The 21,735-nt window shown below is 63.8% G+C and carries 18 protein-coding genes and 1 other RNA gene; 5 read left to right on the top strand and 14 right to left on the bottom strand.

All coding sequences use genetic code 11. The features are described 5' to 3' along the window. Positions 1–20: 20 nt before the first annotated feature. The gene (locus ACRWQA_RS13790) at positions 21–1,076 is read right to left on the bottom strand and encodes a phospholipase A (protein ID WP_434229963.1); all 1,056 of its coding nucleotides are present in this window, start codon (positions 1,074–1,076) and stop codon (positions 21–23) included. Between the two features lie 279 nt (positions 1,077–1,355). Here ACRWQA_RS13790 and mscK point away from each other — a divergent pair, with 279 nt between their 5' ends. Beyond that, the gene (gene mscK / locus ACRWQA_RS13785; protein WP_434229969.1) at positions 1,356–4,718 is read left to right on the top strand and encodes a mechanosensitive channel MscK; all 3,363 of its coding nucleotides are present in this window, start codon (positions 1,356–1,358) and stop codon (positions 4,716–4,718) included. A gap of 5 nt (positions 4,719–4,723) precedes the next feature. Here the strand turns inward: mscK and ACRWQA_RS13780 are convergent, their stop codons facing one another. After that, positions 4,724–5,488, bottom strand: coding sequence for a TlyA family RNA methyltransferase (locus tag ACRWQA_RS13780; RefSeq protein ID WP_263583335.1), 765 nt, complete (start codon positions 5,486–5,488; stop codon positions 4,724–4,726). Between the two features lie 64 nt (positions 5,489–5,552). Here ACRWQA_RS13780 and ACRWQA_RS13775 point away from each other — a divergent pair, with 64 nt between their 5' ends. Next, positions 5,553–6,617, top strand: a complete 1,065-nt coding sequence (locus ACRWQA_RS13775; protein WP_434229965.1) for an AbrB family transcriptional regulator — start codon at positions 5,553–5,555, stop codon at positions 6,615–6,617. Here ACRWQA_RS13775 and ACRWQA_RS13770 read toward each other — a convergent pair. Further along, on the bottom strand, positions 6,614–8,671 hold the full coding sequence (locus ACRWQA_RS13770; RefSeq protein ID WP_434229968.1) for a transporter permease: 2,058 nt from the start codon (positions 8,669–8,671) through the stop codon (positions 6,614–6,616). The two genes, ACRWQA_RS13775 and ACRWQA_RS13770, sit on opposite strands and share 4 nt — an antisense overlap. 44 nt (positions 8,672–8,715) lie before the next feature. Then, positions 8,716–9,939: an ATP-grasp domain-containing protein gene (locus ACRWQA_RS13765; RefSeq protein WP_263583338.1), complete on the bottom strand. Its 1,224-nt coding sequence runs from the start codon at positions 9,937–9,939 to the stop codon at positions 8,716–8,718. Between the two features lie 213 nt (positions 9,940–10,152). Here ACRWQA_RS13765 and ffs point away from each other — a divergent pair. Beyond that, positions 10,153–10,249: signal recognition particle sRNA small type (gene ffs / locus ACRWQA_RS13760), an RNA gene on the top strand. 224 nt (positions 10,250–10,473) lie between these two features. Next, positions 10,474–10,779: a hypothetical protein gene (locus ACRWQA_RS13755; protein WP_263583339.1), complete on the top strand. Its 306-nt coding sequence runs from the start codon at positions 10,474–10,476 to the stop codon at positions 10,777–10,779. Positions 10,780–10,901: 122 nt separating this feature from the next. Here ACRWQA_RS13755 and ACRWQA_RS13750 read toward each other — a convergent pair whose 3' ends face one another. The 9 genes from ACRWQA_RS13750 to ACRWQA_RS13710 form a co-directional block, all read right to left on the bottom strand. Next, positions 10,902–11,675: an amino acid ABC transporter ATP-binding protein gene (locus ACRWQA_RS13750; RefSeq protein WP_263583941.1), complete on the bottom strand. Its 774-nt coding sequence runs from the start codon at positions 11,673–11,675 to the stop codon at positions 10,902–10,904. A 121-nt stretch (positions 11,676–11,796) separates the two neighbouring features. Next, positions 11,797–12,450, bottom strand: coding sequence for an amino acid ABC transporter permease (locus ACRWQA_RS13745; RefSeq protein WP_263583340.1), 654 nt, complete (start codon positions 12,448–12,450; stop codon positions 11,797–11,799). Positions 12,451–12,486: 36 nt separating this feature from the next. Beyond that, the gene (locus ACRWQA_RS13740) at positions 12,487–13,143 is read right to left on the bottom strand and encodes an amino acid ABC transporter permease (protein WP_263583341.1); all 657 of its coding nucleotides are present in this window, start codon (positions 13,141–13,143) and stop codon (positions 12,487–12,489) included. A gap of 73 nt (positions 13,144–13,216) precedes the next feature. Continuing rightward, on the bottom strand, positions 13,217–14,020 hold the full coding sequence (locus tag ACRWQA_RS13735; RefSeq protein WP_434229111.1) for a transporter substrate-binding domain-containing protein: 804 nt from the start codon (positions 14,018–14,020) through the stop codon (positions 13,217–13,219). A gap of 164 nt (positions 14,021–14,184) precedes the next feature. Next, on the bottom strand, positions 14,185–15,375 hold the full coding sequence (locus ACRWQA_RS13730; protein ID WP_434229109.1) for an acetyl-CoA C-acyltransferase: 1,191 nt from the start codon (positions 15,373–15,375) through the stop codon (positions 14,185–14,187). Further along, entirely contained in the window at positions 15,372–16,655 is a 1,284-nt protein-coding gene (locus ACRWQA_RS13725; protein ID WP_434229107.1) for an ArgE/DapE family deacylase, read from the bottom strand. Before ACRWQA_RS13725 ends, ACRWQA_RS13730 begins: the two co-directional genes overlap by 4 nt. Further along, a complete protein-coding gene (locus tag ACRWQA_RS13720; protein ID WP_434229106.1) occupies positions 16,655–17,308 on the bottom strand; it encodes a 3-oxoacid CoA-transferase subunit B in 654 nt (217 codons plus the stop codon). Before ACRWQA_RS13720 ends, ACRWQA_RS13725 begins: the two co-directional genes overlap by 1 nt. Further along, a complete protein-coding gene (locus ACRWQA_RS13715) occupies positions 17,298–17,999 on the bottom strand; it encodes a CoA transferase subunit A (protein WP_434229104.1) in 702 nt (233 codons plus the stop codon). Before ACRWQA_RS13715 ends, ACRWQA_RS13720 begins: the two co-directional genes overlap by 11 nt. Before the next feature lie 23 nt (positions 18,000–18,022). Then, the gene (locus tag ACRWQA_RS13710) at positions 18,023–19,375 is read right to left on the bottom strand and encodes an aminotransferase family protein (protein WP_434229102.1); all 1,353 of its coding nucleotides are present in this window, start codon (positions 19,373–19,375) and stop codon (positions 18,023–18,025) included. Positions 19,376–19,486: 111 nt separating this feature from the next. On the opposite strand from ACRWQA_RS13710, the gene ACRWQA_RS13705 reads away from it, so the two are divergent. Then, positions 19,487–20,425: a LysR family transcriptional regulator gene (locus ACRWQA_RS13705; RefSeq protein ID WP_434229100.1), complete on the top strand. Its 939-nt coding sequence runs from the start codon at positions 19,487–19,489 to the stop codon at positions 20,423–20,425. Between the two features lie 4 nt (positions 20,426–20,429). On the opposite strand, the gene ACRWQA_RS13700 is transcribed toward ACRWQA_RS13705, so the two are convergent. Next, positions 20,430–21,641: an iron-containing alcohol dehydrogenase gene (locus ACRWQA_RS13700; protein ID WP_434229098.1), complete on the bottom strand. Its 1,212-nt coding sequence runs from the start codon at positions 21,639–21,641 to the stop codon at positions 20,430–20,432. Positions 21,642–21,735: the final 94 nt, after the last annotated feature.

Below are 21,735 nucleotides of genomic sequence, written 5' to 3'. Positions count from 1 at the left end.
CACTACATCGTTGATCGGAATCACTCTGGAAACAGGGAGCTGCTGCCCGAGAAGATGGGGTTGAGGCTGACGCCGATGCCGACGCGCTGGGTGCGATGATCGTAGTCGATCATGCTGTCTCCGTAGCCGTAGAAGTACTGGATATGGCCGCGAATGTTGCCGTGCAGTGGCCAGGAGTAATCCACTCGGGTTCCCATGTTTCCAGCGCTGGGATTGCCGTGCCACTGGACGGCCACCTCATTGTCGCCCATGCGATGGGCGACGGTGATCTCACCATAGCCCAGGTAGCGCTCGATATCGGGATTGTCGTCGTCGCCCGCCGATTCCGGCACCCGCCAGTGGGGGGCGACGCTGACCAACCAGTCGTTCTTGAGGAAGGTCGACTCGAGAATGACCCGATTCCAGCTGCGCGACATGTCGCCCGAGCGACCGTTGGACTGGTGGTTGAAGCTCACCCGATTGTTGACGTTGGTCCAGCCCAGCAGCGACCAGCGATTCTCGAAGTCGATGAAGAACTCCGGCTCGTAGTTGGTCTCGCGGAAGGGCGACGAGGAGTCGGCGTTGTAGGCCTGCCACCAGCTGCGCTGGGTGTAGGCGAAATAAAGGTCGCCTCCGTGGTCGCCGAAGAGCCGCTCGATCAGGTTGAACTTGGCGCTGAACTGGAACTTGACCTCGGCGCGGTCGGGGGTGCCATCCTCGTCGACGTCGCCGAACACTTGCTGGTTGGGGCGACGGTCGTAATTCAGCGGCAACAGATAGTTGCGCCGATGCGTGGTGATGGCAAAGGGATTGCGCGAAGATTCCCGCTCGAGTTGGCGGCGCTCCTCCACGGGCTGAAGCTCCTGCTCCGAGGCGATGGTGATCACCTCGCCAAGACCGCGGCGTCCTTCTCCGGCCTGCAGACGATCCTGGGTCAACTGCTGGCGCAGCGAATCCATTTCCTGTCCGAGTGCCTCGATGCGTGACTCGATCGCCGCGCGCTCCTCCTCGGTGAGCTGCTGGGCCACGGCACTGCCGGCGGCCCCGACCAGCAGAAGCGCAAGAAGAGCCTTGGAAGACGAACGACGAAGCATCATGGCGGCGGGACCGAAGGAAGCGTGACTGTGAACGCCGTTTCTACCACGTCCGGGCCTTAAGTCAACCATGTACCTATCCATTTCCTTCCCGCCAATGGGGAATGTAAGGAAGAAACAGCTTCCCATTGCCTTGTGCCGCTGCGGGACCGAGAATCAGCACGAAGCCGCAAGGCCCCTGCAACTGGAGCAAGAGTGAAAGAATTGCCGTATCTAGTGCATCGCCATCGATGCCGGCCAGGCCGGCCGGCCTGGCCCCTTCCCGTATGGCTCGTCCTGCTGTTGTTGTTGCTTGCCTGTGGTCGTGTAGCGGCCCAGGATGACCTGCCCGACCGTGGGGCGGTGGAAGAGCGCCTGGCCGAGCTCCGTCCCGAGGAGGGAGCGAGTGTCTCTGATACCGAGCAGCGTGATATCGAGGCGCTGGAAGCCACGCTGAGCGCTCTCGAGCAGTTGCAGGGAGTGGAGGAGAGACTCGAAGCTCTGGAAAAGAGGTTGGAGGAGGCGCCCGCCGAGCTGCTGCGCCTGGAGCGTGAGCTGCTTGAAGAGGAAGAGGCGGCACTCGATCGCACGATAGCCGAGCTCGACGACGTCCCGCTGGATGAATTGGAGTACCGTCAGCAGGAAGCGGTATTCGAGCTGCAACAGCAGCAGGACCGTCTGGCCGACGTCAATGCCCAGCTGCTTTCCGCCCAGACCCTGCCGGAGCGTGCCCAGCAGGCCATAGCCGAGGCGATGCAGGCCGCCGAGCGTACGCGCCGCTCGCTCGACGTGCTGGAAGGGCAGGGGGCCAATGAGGATTCGCCGCAGCTGTGGCAGCTCAGGGTCGAACGACGCCTGGCCGAGCGGACCCTGCGCCTGCGCCAGCGCGAGTTGGGCAGCAACACGCGGCTGCGCGAACTGGCGCAGCAGCGCCGCGATCTGCTGACCCAGCAGATCGCGCGTCAGGAAGCCGAGCTTTCGCTGCTGCAGAGCGTGATCGACCGGCAGCGCCGCATGGCAACGGAACAGGCGATTGCCGATGCCGCGCGTGACGACCCGCTGCTCGAGGCCGGCCATCCGGTGCTCGAACGCGCCCAGCAGGTCAATCGCGAGCTCAGCCTCGAACTGCTGCGGGCGAACGATCGTCACAACGGGCTGGTGCGCGAGAGTCTGGCGATTCGCAGCCAGCTCGACCATGTGCGCCAGCTCGAGCGCAGCCTCAACGAGCAGATCGAGGCGATTCGCGGCAGCCTGCTGCTGTCGCGCATTCTTCGTGAGCAGCGCCGCTCTCTGCCCCAGGTCGATGCCAGGCGCAACCTGCAGGACGAGATCGCCGACCTGCGCCTGCGCCAGTTCGACCTGGTGCGCCAGCGCGATTCCCTGCGCCAGAGCGAACGCTTGGCCAATCAGCGCATCGAGGAGGCCGGAATCGAGGTCAGCGAGGCGCTGGTGGAGTCGCTGCAAGGGCTCTACCATTCGCGTCGTCAACTGGTCGACCAGCTCGAGCAGACCTACGGCAGCCTGCTGAGTGCGGCCATCGAGCTGCAGCTCCATCAGCAGCAACTGCTGGACACCTCGCGCGAGCTGCGCACCACCATCGACGAGCAGCTGTTCTGGATCGCCAATACCCGGCCGCTGGATCTGGCCTGGTTCCGCCACCTTCCCACCAACCTCGTCTCGGAATGGCAGCAGGGCGAGTGGCGTGAGGTGCTGCCTGTGCACTGGCATACCCCTGGGGCCGAAGCCCTGGCAGGTGCTCCCTTCGTGCTGGTGGCGGGGTTGCTATTGGGTCTGCGGCGCCGCATACAGCGTCGGCTGACCCTGCTGCACGAGCAGATCGGCCGGCTGCGCAGCGATTCCCAGGCGCATACCCCGCTTGCGGTGGGCCTCAATGCCTTGCTTGCCTTGCCGGGGCCGATGACGCTGGCGGGCGTCGGCGCTTCGTTGCTCGCCATCGAAGCCGGCATCGCGTCGGGCCTGGGGCAGGCCTTCCTGCATCTGGCCCTGGCCTGGGCCTTCATCGCCTGGTCGAGGCGCCTGCTGGTACGCGACGGAGTGGCGACCAAGCACTTCTACTGGCCCTCGGGCTATGCCTCGCGGCTGCGTTGGCTGCTCGGCTGGCTCGGCGTGACACTGGTCCCCGTGCTGTTGATCTCCGCGCTGGCCCGCGATGGCGAAATCAGCCTGACCACGCGGCCCATCGCACTGACGCTGCTGTTGGCGGGGCTGATGGCCATGAGCGTTCTGCTCGCGCGGCTGATCCTGGCCCATACGCCGTTCTTCGGCGTCAAGCTGTTCCGCCTGATACTGGGGTTGATCATGGCCGCCGTACCGCTGGTGCTGGTAGGCGCGATCGTGTCAGGCTTCGAGTACACCGCAATGAGCCTGATTGGCCGCTTCGTCATCACGCTCTACCTGTTGGCAATGTGGATCCTGGTCGAGGCCTCGATGGTTCGCGGCCTGGCCGTGGCAGCTCGTCGTCTGGCGTTCAGGCGAGCGCTGATGCGGCGTCGTGCCCAGGCCCAGGAGGGCGCCGAGGGTGGGCTGGAAGTGGTGGAAGAGCCCCCTCTGGACATGGAGCAGATCAACCAGCAGTCGCTGCGCCTCTCGAAACTGTTCCTGCTGATCGGCTTTGCCCTGCTGCTCTACCTGGTGTGGTCCGATCTGCTCACGGTGCTGGGCTATCTGGACGATGTCGCGATCTGGGAAGCGGGAGAGGGGGTTGGCGCGGAACTCGTCACCAGCGCACTCTCGGTGGCCGATATCTTCACCGCGGTACTGATCGTCGTGCTGACCCTGGTGATGGCGCGCAACCTGCCGGGTCTGCTCGAGGTGATGGTCCTGTCGCGGCTGGAGCTAAAGCAAGGCAGTGCCTACGCCATCTCGACGCTACTCTCCTACACCATCGTCGGCACCGGCCTGGTGATGGCGCTGGCCACCCTGGGCGTGGCCTGGAGCCAGCTGCAGTGGCTGGTAGCGGCATTGGGCGTGGGCCTGGGCTTCGGTTTGCAGGAGATCTTCGCCAACTTCGTCTCGGGCCTGATCATCCTGTTCGAGCGGCCGGTACGCATCGGCGACACCATCACCCTGGGCAACCTCACCGGCACGGTGAGCAAAATACGTATCCGGGCCACCACGGTGACCGACTTCGACCGCAAGGAGATCATCATCCCCAACAAGACCTTCGTCACCGATCAACTGATCAACTGGTCGCTGTCGGACACCATCACCCGGGTCGTGCTCACCTTCGGTGTCGCCTACGGCTCGGATCAGCGTCTGGTGCACCGGCTGCTGCGTCACGTCGCCGACGAGAACCCGAGGGTACTGGGCGACCCCGAGCCGCAGGTGTTCTTCATGAGTTATGGCGAGAGCACGCTCACCTTCGAGCTGCGCATTTTCGTCAACTCGCTGGGTGACCGGCTCTTCGCCACCGACGAGATCAACTGTCGGGTCGGCGAGTTGTTCGCCGAATATGGCATCGACATCGCTTTCAACCAGCTCGATGTCTGGCTGCACCGCGCCGATGGCGGGGCGCAAAAGAAGGTGCAGACGCTGACACCGTTGGACGACGGCGGGGAGCTGTTCCCACCCCCTGGGGCGGGTGGTGATCCGGGCGATATCGAGATCGGAGATGGCGGTAGCGATGGAGGTGATGGCGGACGTTGACGCCGCTATTGCTTCACGGCATGAAGCAGGAACTCCCGATTGCCATCTCCCCCGGTGATCGGGCTTTCCTGCCAATGGCGGATCGCCAGGCCTAGCTCGGCGCAGCAGGCGCGGATGGCGGTTTCCACTTCTGCGTAGCGCATCGGATCGGCCACGATGCCGCGTGAGTTGACCCCACCCGGCCCCACCTCGAACTGCGGCTTGACCAGGCTCAGCAGCTCGGTGCCAGGGCATAGCAAGGCAGCGATTTGCGGCAGGATCAGCGTCTGTGAAATGAACGAGACGTCCATCACCGCCACATCGGGGCCTGTCGCCTTTTGGGCGGCGAATGCCTCGCAGAGGCGAGGATCGTCGATCATTGCCCGGGCGTTGAGCCCCTCCAGGCAGGTCACGCGAGCGTCGCCGCGCAGTTCGGGGTCGAGCTGGCCGTGACCGACCTCGACCCCGATCACATGGCGCGCGCCGAAGGCCAGCGCGCAATCGGTGAAGCCGCCGGTGGACTGGCCCACGTCGAGCACCAGCTTGCCTTCGAGCGCCATGCTCAATGCTTCGATGAGTGCTTCGAGTTTCAACCCCGCCCGTGAGACATAGCGCTCCTCTGGGTCTTCGGTGACCGTGAGGCGACAATCCTCGGCCAGTTTCTCGCTCGGTTTGTCGAGCACCCGGCCGCTGCTGGCAATGCTGACTCGGCCATGACGAATCAGTCGCTGGGCGCGCGTGCGCGAACGGGCCAGGCCCTGGGAAACGAGCAGTTGATCGAGGCGGGGCATGGCATGACTCCGACAGCCGGAAGCGAGACAGGCATTATGACATAATCGTTTAGTTAGCCGGTTAATGGAGGGCCGCGTGGACCGAGACATGGGTGGGGCGATGGTCAGGTCGCTGGCCATCGGTGCGCTGGGGGGGCTGGCGTTCCAGCTCGTCGGCATGCCGCTGGCATGGATGCTGGGGCCGCTGGCGGCCAACCTTGTCGTCTCGGCGAAGGGCATAGACGTGCGCGTGCCCGAGCCGTTGCGCGAAGTCTTCCTCGGCGTGCTCGGCCTGGTGCTGGGCAGCCAGGTAACCCCGCAATTGGCCGAGCGAGTACTGGACTGGCCGCTTTCCGCGGCGCTACTGCTGCTCGGTGTCGCCGCTTCCACGGCGGTGGCGGCCGCCTGGTATCGGCGCTGTGGCTTCGATGCGGTGAGTGCCTGGTTCGCCTCGGCCCCTGGGGCCTTGACGGCGATGATCCTGATGGGGGAGAAGGCCGGCGGCGATCCGGGGCGTATCGCCATTGCCCAGTCGTTGCGTGTGGTGCTGGTGGTGATGATTCTGCCACCGCTGTTCTGGTTCTACGAAGGCGCCAGCGGTGCCGAGGTGGCTGCCGCCGTTGATCGTGAACTTTCATCCGCATGGATGTTGCTGGCTCTGCCGCTGCTCATCCCGCTGGGGCGCCGCCTGCGGCTCCCCACCCCCACGCTGCTCACCCCGATGCTCTTCGCCGGCGTGCTCTCCGGCTTCGGCTTCGCCAGCCTGAGCCTGCCGGATTGGGGCATGAACCTGATGCTGTGGGTACTGGGCTGCGCCATCGGCTCGCGCTTTCGTGGGCTCTCCTCGGCGCGGCTGGGGCGCTATCTCCTCGAGGCCTTCGTCGCTACCCTGGTGGCACTGGTAGTGCTGGCCGGCTTCGCTGAGCTGATTCATCGCCTGGTGGGCGTGCCGCGGGACGTGGCTCTGCTGGCACTGGCCCCTGGCGGCATCGGAGAAATGGCGATACTGGCAGTGGCGCTGGACCTAGACCCCGTCTTCGTTGCCTTCCATCACCTGCTGCGCATGATGGCACTCATGCTGTTCGCCCCGTTCTGGGCGCGCTGGCTGTTGCGGCGTAAGGCGCTACACGAGTCATCTGAACAAGGCTAGGCGTCGCCGCTGCCGGGTCGAGGGCCACGGTCAGCTTGCAGCTCCGCTGCAGGCAAGCGGTCGGCGCCCCAACTGCGATGGACATAGGCAGTGACCCGGTCGAGTTCCTCCTGGCTGACTTGGGCCAGCTCGCCGCGTTCCAGAGGATCGTAGTGGAAGATGTAGAGGCGCGAGGCGAACTGCTCGAAGGGCAGAGAGGCTTCGCCGAAGCGTTCGGCATTGCCATCGGTGCTGACCCGCACGCCGTCGCCCCAGTCCTGGCCACTGTCGTTGTTGGGATTGAAGAAGTAGACCCGCATGACGTCCGACGGGTCCAGCGATACCCGCAGGATGGTGATGGCGTGCCAGCCGATGAAGCGTGCCGCACTGTCGGTGACGGCGATACCGGCCGGCTGAGGGTGAATCAGCGGCTGGTTGCCGTTGTAGTAGGGGTGATAGCTGGCGTAGAAGTGGCGCAGGAAGGTATCCAACTCCTGCAGCCGGCCGGTGGCGACATCGACATTGATACGAAAGCCACGACCCGACCACCAACCGTGAAACTCGGGGTTGACCCAGCGGTGCGGGTCGCCCTCGCGGCCGATACAGCGTCGGCCCATCTCTGCATAGATGCGGTCGAGATGCGGTACCACGATCAGTGACACGGGGTCGAGGTCCATGGGCAGGCTATCGGCTACGCCGGATAGGCTTGCCATGGAGGAGAGCGGCATCCCCTCGAAGTGCATGATGATGTCATCGTCGCGGGCGGCCCAGGCCACCATCTGCAGCAAGTAGTCGGGATCGTTGTAGGCCCACATGGAGAGCGCCCGTGCCGACTGGCAGGTGGGGTTGTTGCCCTGGCCCACGCCGAGCGGTTGACCCAGCATGCACAGCACGCCCTCGAGCAGGCGCGCACGCGGCGAAACCGCCTCCCCGAAGGCAAGATTGAGGCGTGCCTGTGACCACTCGGAGAGCGGCAATCCCAGTTGCCGCCACATGGCGGGTGCCACGGGGGGTTGGTAGAGGATGCCGCGCTCCAGCATCAAAGCCAGGCCATAGACCGCTTGGGGCGTGGCGGGATGCACTGCGCTTCGAATCAGGGCGTGGGCGAGCTCGCGATAGCAGAGCAGGCAGTCGCGTCCGGTCGATGAAAGCCCCAGCGCTTCGGCCAGCAGATGGTCGCTGTGCTCCAGCAGGTGGCGCAGCAGCACCGGGTGATAAGCGGAGACCAGGCCGGTATCATGCATGGCGCGTGCGAAGCCGGTGGCCTCACCCTGCAGGGCGCTGTTGTCCATGCTCGACAGGCGCTCGCGATAGATCTCGATGCCGGGATCCTCGCGGCTGGCCCGGGTGGGGCCGAACAGCGAGCTGACCAAGCGGTCGGCTCCCTGGCCGCTGGCGCCCAGGTCGATATCGGGGTCGGCCTGGCAGATGGCGATCTGGGTGATCATCTGCTTGACGCTTTCGACCTGGATCGGGCGCTGCTGGAGAATGCGCCAGATCTCCTCGATCAGCTTGTCGATGATGTGTTCGTAGCCGATGCGCTCGGCCAGGTGATGGAACAGGTGGCGTGGGATCTGCGCCAGCCGCCCCTGGGTCTCTCGCTCTGCCTCGCTGGGCGCGTTGAACAGCAGCCACAGGTTGAGTGCCATCACCTGGGTCAGGTAGTGGTGGGCCTGCTCGGCGGATATCAGGGAGTGCGGATAGTCGCCCTTGGCCACGGCGAGGAGGCGCAGTTCGCTCAGCGCCTCGATCACTACGGTATTGGCATCGGCATTCTTGAGCGCATGGGTGGTCAGGGCGGGCAGCAGGTACTGCGGCGTGGCCCAGTCGGAGCCGAGGAATACGCCCGCTTCCTCGAGGATCCTGGCGCGGTTTTCCATAGCCGCGGCACCGCCGGGCTGAAGCAGTACCCGGCGTGCCGTATCCAGTACGCGGGGAAGCTTGCCCGGCTTGGCGAAGTCGCGCGCCTCGCCGAGCAGGGCGATCGCTTCATCGAGATGCACCAGCAGACCCTGGAGCTTGTCGTCACTCGTCGGGGACTGGCCGGTATCCTGCGGGTCTCGGTTGGTGGCCACGCCGACTCCTTGCTGATCAACCTGTCGTGCCCATGACGCCTTGTTCAGACATAGAAATCAAGCTCTTCCTGATGCTTGAGCATATCCCGGAGCCGATTGGGGTCATCGCCCTTGAAGTAGATCAGCCCCCAGTGGGTGCCGAAGGCGGTGCGTTTGGTCACGGTTTCTTCCATGGGCGGCGTGAGTTCGTGCGATTCGAAGTACGGGTCGTCCTCGACCTCTTCGGGGATCTCCAGGCGGCTGACCACGCGACGACGCGGATAGACGCCGAAGCAGCCAGCATAGCACTTGGCGTCCTCCACCTCCCGGGGGAAGAAGGCCTTGACCTCATCCGGGGTGGTCTTGGGGTCGAACACCAGCATGCTGGCCTGGTAGGCATTGAACCCGTACACGCGCTCGAGCAGTTCGAATACCTTGAAGCCCGGTGGGCGATAGGCGACCTCGCCGAAGTACATCTCGCCGTCGCTGGTGACGAAGTACTCGGGGTGGATCAGCCCGAACTCGATGTCGAACGCCTTGATCAGCTTCTCGATCTGGGCGGTGATCTGAGGACGATACTGCTCGAGTTCCGGCGAGGCGGGAACGAACACCGAATAACCCAGGGTGACGTACTCCGAGATATTGAGGAAGGCGATCTTGCCATTGTGGATCCATGCCTCGACGGCGAATTCCCAGCCATCCAGGTGCGACTCCATCAGCACGGGGAATTCCTCGTCGGGGATGGTATCGACCTCGTCGGGGGTGCGGATCACCCGGTGGCCGAGGCAGCCGGCCTTGTCGAAGGCCTTGAGGTGAATGGGGTCGTTGGGGTCGCCGTCGAGCTTGAGCAGGGTCTGGTTGACACGCTTGAGGAAGCGAATCACGTCGCCCTTGTCATGCGCTTCCTCGAAGATGCCCACACGGATTCCACCGAGTTGGGCACGCCGCTTCATCAGGGCCTTGTCGCGCAGCAGCAGTGATTGGCCATAGAGGCGAGGGTTGTCGAGCAGTACCGAGTTGATGGCGCCTGCCCACTCAACGGTCTCCTCGAACAGGGGAATCGCCACGTCCACGCCGCGCTCCTGCAGCGTTTCGGCGATCTCCATGGAGCGGTCGTTAAGTCGCTCGAAATTCCAGGGTATGTGGGGGATATCGTGCTTCTGGCAGTACTCTTCTGCCCACTCGGGCGCCACCACCAGGTAGCGACGGTCGAAATTCTCGGCGGCCTCGATAGCGTTCAGGCTCCAGCCGAGCAGTGCGATATAGCCCTTGTCGGGATTCTTTTCCATGGGGCGTCTCCTCAGATGTAGTGTCTTTCTCCTCGTGTTCCCTTGCTCTCTCTACCCTAGCTGATTTGAGGTGGCCCTCACAGGGCGGGACCTGTCCGAGCAACGCTCCTTGCCCGCTCCCGGCGCCGCTGGTATAGTGCACGCGCACTCGGCAAGCCATTGATGCAAACCGGGTTCGAAGCCTGCCAGGCAGGCGTCGTGACGTGGTGGCCCCGTCGGTCCTCCCGCAACGCTAAACCGCAAACCCCGCCAGGCCCGGAAGGGAGCAACGGTAGTGGTGGCCGCGTGTGCCGGGATGTGGCTGTCGGGGCCGCCTCCATTTCGGCCCTTCCTTAATCCGACCGCTTTTCCCTCCCTTTTGGCCAAAACGTTTCGTTGCGTTTTGTCGCTTGGCCGTGACTCGCCTTCCGAAGCGGAAATGGCATGCCTGGCAAGGGATGGGCGCGGGCTGGGATGCCTGGATTATTAGACCTTTGTCGAGTTAGACTTTGGTGTTAATATGCAGTGCAGCAAAACCCTTGAGGAGATCCGCGCATGCCGCTCGACACCACGCCCAGCACCGCTGTTCAGCGTAGTTTGCGTCAGTGCCTGTCGAACGCTGCCTTCCTGCTCTACCAGCAGGGTCATGTGCTGGAAACCATTACGATTCCCTTCCGCGGGCTCGACAGCCGCGCTCTGCAGCAGTTGCGTGAGTCCTCTCACGAGTGGCCGGCTTGCCAGCGCGTATTGGAGAGCAGCGAAGCCGCCGTCTACAACGAGCAGGGCCGCTTCGTGTTGAGCGCCATGGGCCGTGAGCTGCTGTTCGACATGTTTGGTGAGGGGGCGGCGGATTGCGCCTGAGCCCAAGCAGCAAAGAGGCAAGCAAGCGGGGAGGCCCTTGGGCTTCCCCGCTGCGTTTCCGTCTCATTCCCCGGCTCAAATGATTCGTCGCGCAGGTCGAAGGCGACTCTCTGGTTGCCGGATCAAAGATGTACTTGTGTCTGTTCCTGGCAGCCCAGGTGCTTGCGCAGAAAATTGCGGGTGCGCTCCTGGTCGGGGTGGGAGAACAAGTGGTCGGGGGTGTTCTCTTCGACTACCACGCCGCCGTCCATGAACATGGCCCAGTCGGACACGTCGCGTGCAAAGGCCATCTCGTGGGTGACGATGAGCATGGTCATGTGCTCCTCGGCGAGGCTTTTCATCACCCGGTTCACTTCTTCCACCAGTTCGGGGTCGAGTGCCGAGGTCGCTTCGTCGAAGAGCATGACCTTGGGCTGCATGGCCAGGGCGCGGGCGATGGCGACACGCTGTTTCTGCCCACCCGACAGGGAACTGGGATAGGCCGAGGCCTTGTCCGCCAGTCCCACCCGCTCCAGCAGCTCCATTCCCAGCTCCCGGGCGCTTCTTGAATCCATCCCTTTCAGCTTTCTTGGCGCCAACGTCACGTTCTCCAGCGTCGAAAGATGAGGGAATAGATTGAAGTGCTGGAACACCATGCCCATGTTCTGGCGTATATGGTTGATATGTCGTTCGAAGGCCAGGCCCTTCAGGTCTGGTCGATTGACCTGGACGCCATCCAGCAGGATGCAGCCCTCGTCGATCACTTCCAGGTTGTTGATGGATCGCAGCAGCGTGCTTTTTCCCGAACCCGACGGGCCGATGATGGAGATTATCTTGCCGCGTTCGACCTTGAGGTCGATACCCTTGAGGACTTCGAGGTCGCCGAAGCGTTTCTTGACGCCCTTGAGCTCGACCATGGGCGTATCTGTTGTTGCTGTTGTCATGTTAGATCCTTGTTAGGAAATGCTGAACAAATCGGCGAGCGAGATGAGGTGCAACGCAGCGATTCGCTCGCGTAGCCATTTGTGCGGTGCTTCCTCAGCGGCGGGCGGCGGCACGGCGCTCCACCCAGGCTTGGCCGGTTTCCATCAGGATATTGATCAGGTAATAAATGACGGCGATCGTGATGTAGAACTCGAAAGGGCGAAAGGTCACGCTGATCGCATACTGCGACATGTAGACCAGCTCGGCGATGCCGATGGCGGAGAGGACCGAGATGTCCTTGACCATGATGATCATGTTGTTGCCGAGCTGGGGGAGGGCACGATAGAACGCCTGCGGAAGAATGATGTAGAAGATGGTGGCGAGATGGCCGAAACCCAGCGATCGCGAAGCTTCATATTGTCCGCTCGATACCGACTTGATGGTGGCAATGAAGATATCGGCATTGTAGGCCATGTAGTGAAAGCCGAGACCGAGAACGGCTACCACGATGGCTGGAATCAATATCCACTGTCCCATGCCGAAGTACAGGAAGTAGAGTTGGAGTAGCAGCGGTGTGGTCATGAATAGCCAGATGAAGAAGCGCAGCGGCCAGTTCACGGCTTTCCTGGTGTAGAGAGTTATCACGGCGACGATCTGACCGCCGATGATCGACATGATGGCAACCACCAGGCCAATCAGCAGTGTGGCTCCCACTCCTTTCAAGAGTGTCGGAAAGTAGGTGATGACGGGGCCGAAATCGAATTCCATGGAAACTTTCCCTGATTGTTCTGTTGTCTGTCGGTTCTATAGGTAGGTGTATCGCGTGGCGCGCCGATAGAGAAACTCAACGATGCCCATGACCGCATAGATGATGACGATGTACATCAGGGCGCTCAGCGTAAAGACTTCCAGGGGCTTGTAAGTGGAACCGATCAGACGCTGAGCCTGATAGGTCAGCTCGACCACAGAGATGATGGAAACCAGCGATGAGTTCTTGACCAGGATGATGGCCAGAACGCCGATGGAGCGAATCATCAAGCCGGCCGCCTGCGGCAGGACGATGTGCTGGAGCGTCGCAAAGCGTCCGAACCCCAGCGAGCGAGACGCCTCGTTCTGCCCGCTGTCGACCGATTCGATGGCGCCTCGAATGGCCTCGCTCATGTAGGCACCGATATTGAAAGCGCCAACCACCACGCCGCAGGTGAAAGGGTCCAGGCGCAAGCCGATGGCAGGTCCGCCGTAAAAGACCAGCAGCAGCTGTACGAAATAGGGGGTACCGCGAACGACGCTGATGTAGGTGCGAGCCAGCCAGCGAACGGGAAGAGTCCGTGAGGTTCGTAGTGCCACCAGCGCGGAAGCGATGAAGAAGCCGAAAAACAGGGCACGAGCCGATATATCGATGGTCACCCAGGCCGCTTTCACCAGCAGCGGCATTAATTCGATCATCAGGTTGATGTCCATGAGCTCCTTTGCCCTGTTGTTGTGTTTGTGGTGGTGATGGGGTCAGCAGGGCTCGCGCCCTGCTGCCTTGGAATTACGAGTCGAACTCGACTCCTTCGCCGATCCACTTGTCGACGATCTTCTGGTAGGTGCCATCCGCCTTGATCTCGGCCAGTGCCGAGTCGAGGGCTTCCATGAGCTCCGGTTTGTTCTTCTGGATGGCGATAGCGGCGGGCCAACTGGGCAGCTCGCCGACATCGACCTGCTTGATGGCGAGCTCCTGCTCGTTGAGCGCCACGTAGACGGGAATGTCGTCGGCGATCATGACGTCGATGCGCCCCGTGGTGAGTGCGTTGAGCATGTCGGGCAAGCCCTGGAAGGTCTGGTTGCGCCACTTCCCTTCGCCGTTCTCGGTGGCCCACTGATTGCCTGTCTCGCCGAGGGTGGAGCCGACTGCCTTGCCTTCGAAATCGTCGATGCTGGCAACGTCGTCGGTGCCTTCCTGCACCCAGACGGAGAGTCCCGAGCTGTAGTAGCTGTCGGTGAAGTCGACCGCCTGTCTACGCTCTTCCGTCACGCTCATGCTGCAGATGCAGGCATCGAAACGCCCCCCGGCCAGGGCGGCGACGATGCCATTCCACGGTGAGGTCTGGATATTGACTTCGACGCCCATTCTGTCTGCCAGGGCTTCGGCGATATCCACGTCGAAACCGACCAGGTTGCCGGATGTATCGACATAGCTGAAAGGGGGATAAGCCCCCGAATTGGCGACCTGAAAGACATCGTTCTGAATTTCGGGCAAGTCTCGTGCCTGAGCCGAAAAGCTCGCCAGGGTAATAGCGCCGAGCGTCATGACGGCGACTAGAGGGTGACGGAAAAGCTTTTTATGGTTTGTCATGTCGATTCCTGCTTATTTTGAGTTTTACTGTGGATTGCGACCTGCGTCGCGACATGCCTCATTGCCATTTCTACTATCGAGGCGGAGCCGGGTCTTGTTGTCTTATCTCCTCCAGTTATATTGTTAATGTTTTATATAGAAGCTACCAAGCGTTTCTCGCGGCGTCACATGCGTTCGATGATCACGGCAATTCCCTGGCCGCCGCCCACACAAGCGGTGGCACAGCCATAGCGGCCGCCGCGATGGGCCAGGATGCGTGCCAAAGTGCCGGCCAGACGAACGCCGGTGGCACCCAGCGGGTGGCCCAGCGCCAGGGCACCGCCCCAGACGTTGACCCGGGACGAATCGAGACCGAGCTTGCGTATCGCATGCAGTGGCACGGCGGCGAAGGCCTCGTTGATCTCCCAGGCATCGATCTGATCTGCACGCAAGCCGGCGCGAGCCAGCGCCTGCTCGGCCGCCGCCGCGGCACCGGCGCCCATGTGCTCAGGGGCCACGCCCACGTCGGCGAAGGCGGCTATGCGCGCCAGCGGCGTAGCACCGTGGCGTTCGGCGGCAGCGGGCGACATGAGCAGTGCCGCGGCGGCACCCGATGTCAGCGGCGAGCTGTTGCCGGCCGTGACACGGCCATCATCGATGAATACCGGATCGAGCCCGGCCAGGCGTTCAAGGCTGGTATCGGGGCGAATATTGGCGTCGCGCTCGATGACATCCCCGGCAGCATTGGCTAGCGCAAGTCTTTCGCCGTCGAAGTGATTGTCGGTGTCGGCTCGGGCGGCACGGCGGTGAGACTCCAGCGCGAACGCGTCCATTGCATCGCGCCCGATGCCGGTCGCCTGGGCCAGGCGCTCGGCGGTGATGCCCATGTTCAATGCTGCCTCGAGTTGGAGCCACTCGGCGCCGTTCAAAGCCTCGGGAGAGGTCAGCACACCCTGCTTGAACAATGCGGGGCCCATGGGCACCCGAGTCATGTTTTCATAGCCGCCCGCCAGGGCCACGTCGACGGCACCGGCCTGGATCTCGCGGGCGGCGCTGCGCAGGGCGGCCAGCCCCGAGCCGCATTGCTGATCGATCTGTCGGCTGGCGCAATCGCGACCCTGCGGCCCCAGGCGCTGCGACAACCACAACGGATAACGACCTCCGAAGCTCCATTGCTCCTTGACCGGTAGCGCACAGCCGATACTGAGATCTTCAACGGCTTGCGGGTGGAGGTCGGCGCGCGCTAGAAGTTCGTCGATCACTCGCGCCAGCAGGGCGTCGCCGCGGGTATCGGCCCAGCCGTCCACCTCCGGCTTGCGAGGGTGGGCGCGGGTGAAGGCGCTGCGCGCGTAGTCGACGAGATAGGCGTCTTTCATGATGCGCTCCCACCGGCTCTTGCTTCCTCTCCCCAGCGGTGGAGGAACAGCGCGTAGGTGGTCAGCACGTGGCGGATCGAGTCGATCTCCACGCACTCGTCGACGCCGTGGATGCGCTGCGCCACCGGGCCGTAGCAGGTGCCGTTGATCTCGCCACTGACATGGAAGGCGCGCAGGTCGGTGGTGCAGGTCGAGAGATAGGCCTTCGGCGGCCCGCCGAGCAGGTCCTGATGGCAGCGCGAGAGCAGCGCGATGCCCGGCGCCTCGAGGTCGACCAGGTGGCCTTCTGAGCGGAAGCCGTGGAACTCCACGCGTGGCGCAGGGCTGTCGTCGTCGAGCCCAGCATGGTGCGCCGCGATGCACTGGCGCACGCGGTTCATGACCTCGTCGGGGGCCATGCCCGGCGGGAAGCCGACGCGACCCTCGAGGATGGCGTGGGCCGGTACGCTGGAGGCCCAGTTGCCGCCCTCGATCTTGCCGATGCTGAGGTTGAAAGGGCTGTCGAGCATATCGTAGGGCGCTTGGCGCGGCAGGTTGTTGATCTCGGCCTCCAGCGCCTTGAAGGCGGGCAGGTACTCGACCAGGGTCTCGATGGCGTTGCGGCCGGCGCGGGTGTCGAGCACGTGGGCCGGCACGCCGTCCAGACGCATGCGGAACCACAGCACGCCCACCTGGCCGGCATAGATCTGTGCGCCGAAGGGCTCGGGAATCAGCACGAAGTCGCCACGGTAACCTTGATGCAGGCAGGCCAGGGCGCCGTTGCCGGTGCACTCCTCCTCGATCACCGTCTGCAGGGTCAGCGGGAAGTCGATCGCCACGCCGGCCTCGCGTACGGCGTGCACGGCCATGACCATGGCGGCAATGCCGGCCTTCATGTCACCGGCGCCGCGACCGTAGAGCCAGCCATCCTTTTCCCACGGTTCCCAGGGCGGGCGGGACCACATGTCGGTGGGCTCGGCGGGTACCACGTCGAGGTGGCCGTTGAGCACCACGTGAGGGCCTGGCGCTCCGGCGTTGAGCTGGGCCACCAGGTTGTAACGTCCCTCGCAGGGCCAGTCGGTGGGGGCGCGGTGGGGGTGGTCGGCAAAGCCGGGGGCATCGAGCGATACCCGGATGGCCGGCAGGTCGAGACGCTCGAACCAGCGCTCCATGGCCTCCAGCGCACCATGTTCCTGGCCCAGCACGCTGTAGCCGCGCACCAGGTCGCGAGTCAGCGCCAGGGTGTCGTCCATCAATGCCTCGCAGCGCTCGACGATGCGCTTCTCTGTAGCGGTGAGCATCAGAACCTCCCCAGTCGAGCTTCGTCGACGATCAGTTCGGTTTCGGTGGCGTCGCGCAGTTCGGCCACGCTCAGCCCCTCGGCAATGTCCACCACGACCAGACCTTGCGGTGTCACGTCAATTACCGCCTTGTCGGTGATGATGCGCGACACGCAGCGCTCGGCGGTCAGCGGTAGGCGGCAGCGTGAGAGGATCTTGGGGTTACCGTGCTTATCGTTGTGCGAGCACAAGATCACCAGGCGCTTGACCTTCTGGGCCAGCTCCATGGCGCCACCGATGCCTGGCGAGAACTTGCCGGGGATCTTCCAGTTGGCGAGGTTACCCAGTTCGTCGACTTCGAAGGCGCCCATGAAGGTGAGGTCGACCCGACTGCGACGGATCATGGCGAAGGACATGGCACTGTCGAACACGCTGGCGCCAGGACGAGTCGCGATGTAGGCGCCGCCGGAGTCGATCATGTCCCAGTCCGGTTCTTCGCCTTCGGTGCGTGGACGACAACCCAACACACCGTTCTCGGAGTGCACCAGGACCTCCATGTCCTCCGGCAGGAAATGGGACAGCCGCGTAGGCAGGCCGATCCCCAGGTTGACGATCTGCCCCGGGATCACCTCGCGGGCGGCACGGGCGAGGATTCGCTGCTGGTCAGCCGACATGGGCGCGCCTCCCCTGTTCGCTGGTGAATGGGTCGACCGCGACCACCAGGCTGACGAAGGCGCAAGGGGTGTGGATCGCCTCGATTGCCAGGCTGCCGGGCTCGTCGACCCGATAGGCCTGGGCGATGACGGTATCGGCGGCCATTGCCATCAGCGGATTGAAGTTGCTGGCGGTGGCGCGGTAGATCAGGTTGCCGTAACGGTCGGCATGTTCGGCATGGACCAGGGCGAAATCAGCATAGAGCGCCGGCTCGATCCCCCAGGTACGCCCATCCATCTTGATCTCGCGGCGGCCGGCGGCGATTTCGGTACCCTGGCCGATGTCGGTGATAAAGCCCTGGTGCCCTGCGCCGGCGCTGCGGATCTTCTCGGCCAGAATTCCCTGTGGGAAGAGGGTGACCTCGAGCTCACCTCGGTTCATCGCCGCGATGGCATCGCGATTGAGACCGATGTGCGACGTGATCAGGCGGCGCACGCGGCCGGCCTCGATCAGCTTGCCGATACCGATGCCCGGCTCGTTGGCGTCGTTCTTGATCAGGGTGAGCCCGCTTTGCCCCTGGGCCAGCAGTTCGTCGATCAGGGCGAAGGGCGTACCCGGCGAGCCGAAGCCGCCGACCATGATCGAGGCGCCGTTCGGGATGGCGGCAACGGCCTCGTCGATGGCGCGATATTTCTGGTTGAGAAGCGTCATGTCGGTGCCTTTCCCTCCGGCGTTCAGGATGTCAGCGCATTCGTGGGCGTCGAGACCGTCATCTCGCGGTCGAAGCGCGCCATGGCGCGCTCGAGCCGGGCCAGCAGCTCGGCGGTATCGGCGGCAGAGATGGTCAGCGGCGGGGTGACCAGGAAGTGATCGCCGGCCACACCGTTCAGCGTGCGGCGCGGGTAGATCAAGAGCCCTTCCTGCTTGGCCAGGGCCGTGATGCGAGCGAACTGATTCTGCTCAGCGGGGAAGGCGGCCTTGGTCGCCGCATCGGCCACCAGCTCCACGCCCCACAACAGGCCCAGGCCGCGCACGTCGCCGATCCAGGGAAAGCGGGCCTTGAGTGCCTGCAGGCCATCCTTCAGCTCGCGGCCGCGCGCCGCCACGTTGTCGAGCACGCGCTCGCGCCGCATGGCCTCGATCACCGCCAGCCCGGTGGCGCAGGCCAGCGGATTGCCGGCATAGGTGTGGCCGTGCTGGAAACCGCCCGCGGCCATCACCGTATCGACGATGTCGGCCCGGGCGAGAAGCGCCCCCACCGGGTAGTAGCCGGCGCCGAGCCCCTTGGCGGTGGCCAGCAGATCGGGCGTCACGCCGTAGTGCTGGTAGGCGAACCAGGCACCGGTGCGGCCGATTCCCGTGAGTACCTCATCGAGAATCAGCAGGCAGCCGAACTCATCGCACAGCTTGCGAATACCCTCGAGATAACGGCGATCTAGCATGCGCGCACCGGTACTCGCACCACCCACCGGCTCCAGCACGAAGGCGATGATCGTCTCTGGACCGGCGGCCTCGATGGCGGCGCGGGTGTCGCCCAGCACGCGCTCGACGTGACGGACATCGTCGGCGTCGCCATGTCGGTAGAAATCGGGGCCTGGCACCTTGAGCGAGCCGAGGAAGATGTCGGCGAAGGGCGCTTCGAGCGGTTCGTAGCCGGTGACACCCAGCGCACCCAGCGTGCTGCCGTGGTAAGAGGGGCGCAGCGAGACGAAACGCTGGCGCTGGGGCTCGCCCTTGGCGACGAAGAACTGGCGCGCCAGCTTGAGCGCCGACTCCACCGCCTCCGAGCCGCTGGAGACGAAGAACACTTTCTCCAGTTCATCCTCGGTGAGCTCGACCAGTGCCCGGCCCAGGGCCACCGCTGGGGCATTCTCGAATTGGGTGCGGTAGGTGAAGGCGACGCGATCGAGCTGGGTGAGCATGGCTTCGCGAATATCGTCGCGACCGTGACCGAGATTGCAGGCAATGGCTCCTGAGCAGCCATCGAGGTACTGCTTGCCGTTTTCGTCCCACAGGTAGACGCCCTTGGCGTGGCTGACTTCGGGCAGTGCGGGGCCGGCCTGATAGAAGAGCGGAGATGAGCCCATTTAATCGTCCGGTTGTCGTTATGGTTTAGTGAACGGTTGTCAGCAGTCTAAGTAGCGAATGGCAAGTATTTCAATATATGATCTTTTTATCGATATTGATGAGTTTTACTCATGGCAGATGTCAACATCCACTCGCTCAAGGCGCTGGCGGTCTTCAAGACATTGTTCGAGGCCGGCACCGCCTCCCAGGCGGCGCGTACCCTGGGCATCACCCAGTCTGGCGTGAGCCGCTCGCTGGCACAGCTCGAGGAGAATCTGGGTATTCAGCTGTTCCTGCGCGAGAAGAACCGCCTGCTGGCCACGCCCGAGGCGCGGGAACTCTACGACGAGATCCTGCGCCTGATGGGAAATATCGAAGAGCTGCGCCACAGTGTGCTGGCGCTCAAGGAGTTTGGCACCTCGCGGTTGCGCATCGCTGCGGTGCCCGGACTATCGTTCGGCTTCGTGCCCCGGCTGGTGGCTGCGCTGTTGGAGGAGAACCGCCAATTCAGCGTCAGCCTCGACATGATGTCGAGTCACGAGGTGCAACTGGCGGTGGAGTCGAGTCATGCCGACATCGGGTTCGTCACCCTGCCCATCACCTCACGGGTGCTGCGTGTGGAACCCTGGTTCACCAGCGAGGCGCTGTGCCTGATGCCGCAGGCGCATCCACTCGCCACGCAGGAGTGCATCGACGTGCAGGATCTGCGCGACCAGCATCTGGTGATCAGTAACCAGCCCAGTATCAGCACCAACCCGCTGCTGGAGCTGGTTGCCAGTCACCGCGTCCGAATCGCCGGCAAGACCGAGGCCAATATCGGCACGATCACGGCGTTGGTAGCCAACCATGTCGGTATCACAGTGATGAACCCGATCACCGCCCAGGATCAGCTCGCCCAGCGTGACAGCGTGGTGATGCGGCCTTTCTCGCCGTCCATGACGTTCAGCTTCGGGCTCGTCTATCGCAACGACTGGAAGCAGGCCAGGGTGCTCGCTTTCCTGCGTGAGAGGGGCCAGGCACAACTGGCAGGCTATCCCTGCGTGGCGCTGGACGAGTTCTTGTGCGAGTGATGAGCTACAGCCGGCTCGACAGCAGCTTACCCAACTCGTCATCGGTAAGCTCCAGCGGGTTGGTCTTCATGCTGCCGCCCCGAGCCCCTGCGACCACGCGTTCGATATCGTCCTGGTTCATGCCATAGGCGCCCAGCCTCGGTATGTCGAGTCGCTGGGTCCAGTCGCGCAGCGTTGTCGTCAGGGCGTCACGGGCCTCACCGTCGCTCAGTTCGCGCACGCCTGTCATCAATCGGCCGACCTCGGCGTACTTGGCCAAGGCTGGATCGCTCGGCTCGCGCGCTTGCAGCGCAGCGATATTGGTGGCTGTGGCTTCGGCCAGCAGGGTGCCGCACACCGTGCCGTGGGGAATCGGAAAGAAGGCACCCAGCGGCGAAGCGAGGCCGTGTACCGAGCCCAGGCCCGCCTGGGCCAGGGTAATTCCCGACATCAACGAGGCGTAGGCGATCTGGCCGTAACCGCGGCCAGCCTCGGGGTGGTCCATCTCCCAGGCCGGCCAGAAGCCACGACAGAACGCCTGCATGCCGGACCAGGCGAGGGCATCGGTGGCAGGGCTGGCATTGAGCGAGACGTAGGATTCGAGTAGCTGGGTGAAGGCGTCCATGCCGTTGGCGGCGATCTGCGCCTTGGGGCAGCCCGCCAGCAGTTCAGGGTCGACCAGCGCCACGGCGGCGACCAGCCGCTCGTCGCGAAACGACTTCTTGAAACCCTCCGGGCCCTGCATGCTGAGCACGGCGTTCTTGGTCGCTTCGCTGCCGGTGCCGGCGGTGGTTGGCACGGCGATCAACGGCACCGCCGGGCCGGAATAGAGAAGGTCGCGACCCACGCCCTCGAGATGGTCCATCACCGAATTGCCGGGACGCAGCAGGCCGGCGACTGCCTTGGCGGCATCCAGCACGCTGCCGCCGCCGATGGCGACCACCACGTCGATATCGTTCTGCCGATGCTCGCCTACGATGGCATCCACCCGCTGCGGCGAGGGTTCGCCCTCGATGGTGACGTGCAGCCAGGTCGCACCCTGCGCCTCGAGGGCCGTGATCAGTTCGCTCCAGCGCGGCGATTCGACGAAGGAGCGCCTGCCGGTCACGACCAATGCCCTTTCGCCGTAGTCGGCGATCAGCGTCGGCAAGAGTGCGATGCTGCCATCGCCGAAGCGGATATCGGGCAGGCGGGCGATACGGAAGGCGTCGATGCGCTCGGGAAAGGAAGCTGGCATAGGGCGGCACTCGCAACTTGGGAAACGACGTCCACTATAAGCATCGTCCCGGCGGCTTGGCCAACGGCAGGGCTGTGCGCAGGCAGTTGTACAG

The organism is Billgrantia sp. C5P2, assembly GCF_051062895.2.
This window is presented reverse-complemented; position numbering and strand designations above follow the sequence as displayed.

Bases quoted from the DNA above. Each gene is read 5' to 3' on its own strand.
- ACRWQA_RS13790 (WP_434229963.1), bottom strand. From the start codon at position 1,076: ATGATGCTTCGTCGTTCGTCTTCCAAGGCTCTTCTTGCGCTTCTGCTG.
- ACRWQA_RS13780 (WP_263583335.1), bottom strand. From the start codon at position 5,488: ATGCCCCGCCTCGATCAACTGCTCGTTTCCCAGGGCCTGGCCCGTTCG.
- ACRWQA_RS13775 (WP_434229965.1), top strand. From the start codon at position 5,553: ATGGAGGGCCGCGTGGACCGAGACATGGGTGGGGCGATGGTCAGGTCG.
- ACRWQA_RS13765 (WP_263583338.1), bottom strand. From the start codon at position 9,939: ATGGAAAAGAATCCCGACAAGGGCTATATCGCACTGCTCGGCTGGAGC.
- ACRWQA_RS13755 (WP_263583339.1), top strand. From the start codon at position 10,474: ATGCCGCTCGACACCACGCCCAGCACCGCTGTTCAGCGTAGTTTGCGT.
- ACRWQA_RS13750 (WP_263583941.1), bottom strand. From the start codon at position 11,675: ATGGTCGAGCTCAAGGGCGTCAAGAAACGCTTCGGCGACCTCGAAGTC.
- ACRWQA_RS13745 (WP_263583340.1), bottom strand. From the start codon at position 12,450: ATGGAATTCGATTTCGGCCCCGTCATCACCTACTTTCCGACACTCTTG.
- ACRWQA_RS13740 (WP_263583341.1), bottom strand. From the start codon at position 13,143: ATGGACATCAACCTGATGATCGAATTAATGCCGCTGCTGGTGAAAGCG.
- ACRWQA_RS13735 (WP_434229111.1), bottom strand. From the start codon at position 14,020: ATGACAAACCATAAAAAGCTTTTCCGTCACCCTCTAGTCGCCGTCATG.
- ACRWQA_RS13730 (WP_434229109.1), bottom strand. From the start codon at position 15,375: ATGAAAGACGCCTATCTCGTCGACTACGCGCGCAGCGCCTTCACCCGC.
- ACRWQA_RS13725 (WP_434229107.1), bottom strand. From the start codon at position 16,655: ATGCTCACCGCTACAGAGAAGCGCATCGTCGAGCGCTGCGAGGCATTG.
- ACRWQA_RS13720 (WP_434229106.1), bottom strand. From the start codon at position 17,308: ATGTCGGCTGACCAGCAGCGAATCCTCGCCCGTGCCGCCCGCGAGGTG.
- ACRWQA_RS13715 (WP_434229104.1), bottom strand. From the start codon at position 17,999: ATGACGCTTCTCAACCAGAAATATCGCGCCATCGACGAGGCCGTTGCC.
- ACRWQA_RS13710 (WP_434229102.1), bottom strand. From the start codon at position 19,375: ATGGGCTCATCTCCGCTCTTCTATCAGGCCGGCCCCGCACTGCCCGAA.
- ACRWQA_RS13705 (WP_434229100.1), top strand. From the start codon at position 19,487: ATGGCAGATGTCAACATCCACTCGCTCAAGGCGCTGGCGGTCTTCAAG.
- ACRWQA_RS13700 (WP_434229098.1), bottom strand. From the start codon at position 21,641: ATGCCAGCTTCCTTTCCCGAGCGCATCGACGCCTTCCGTATCGCCCGC.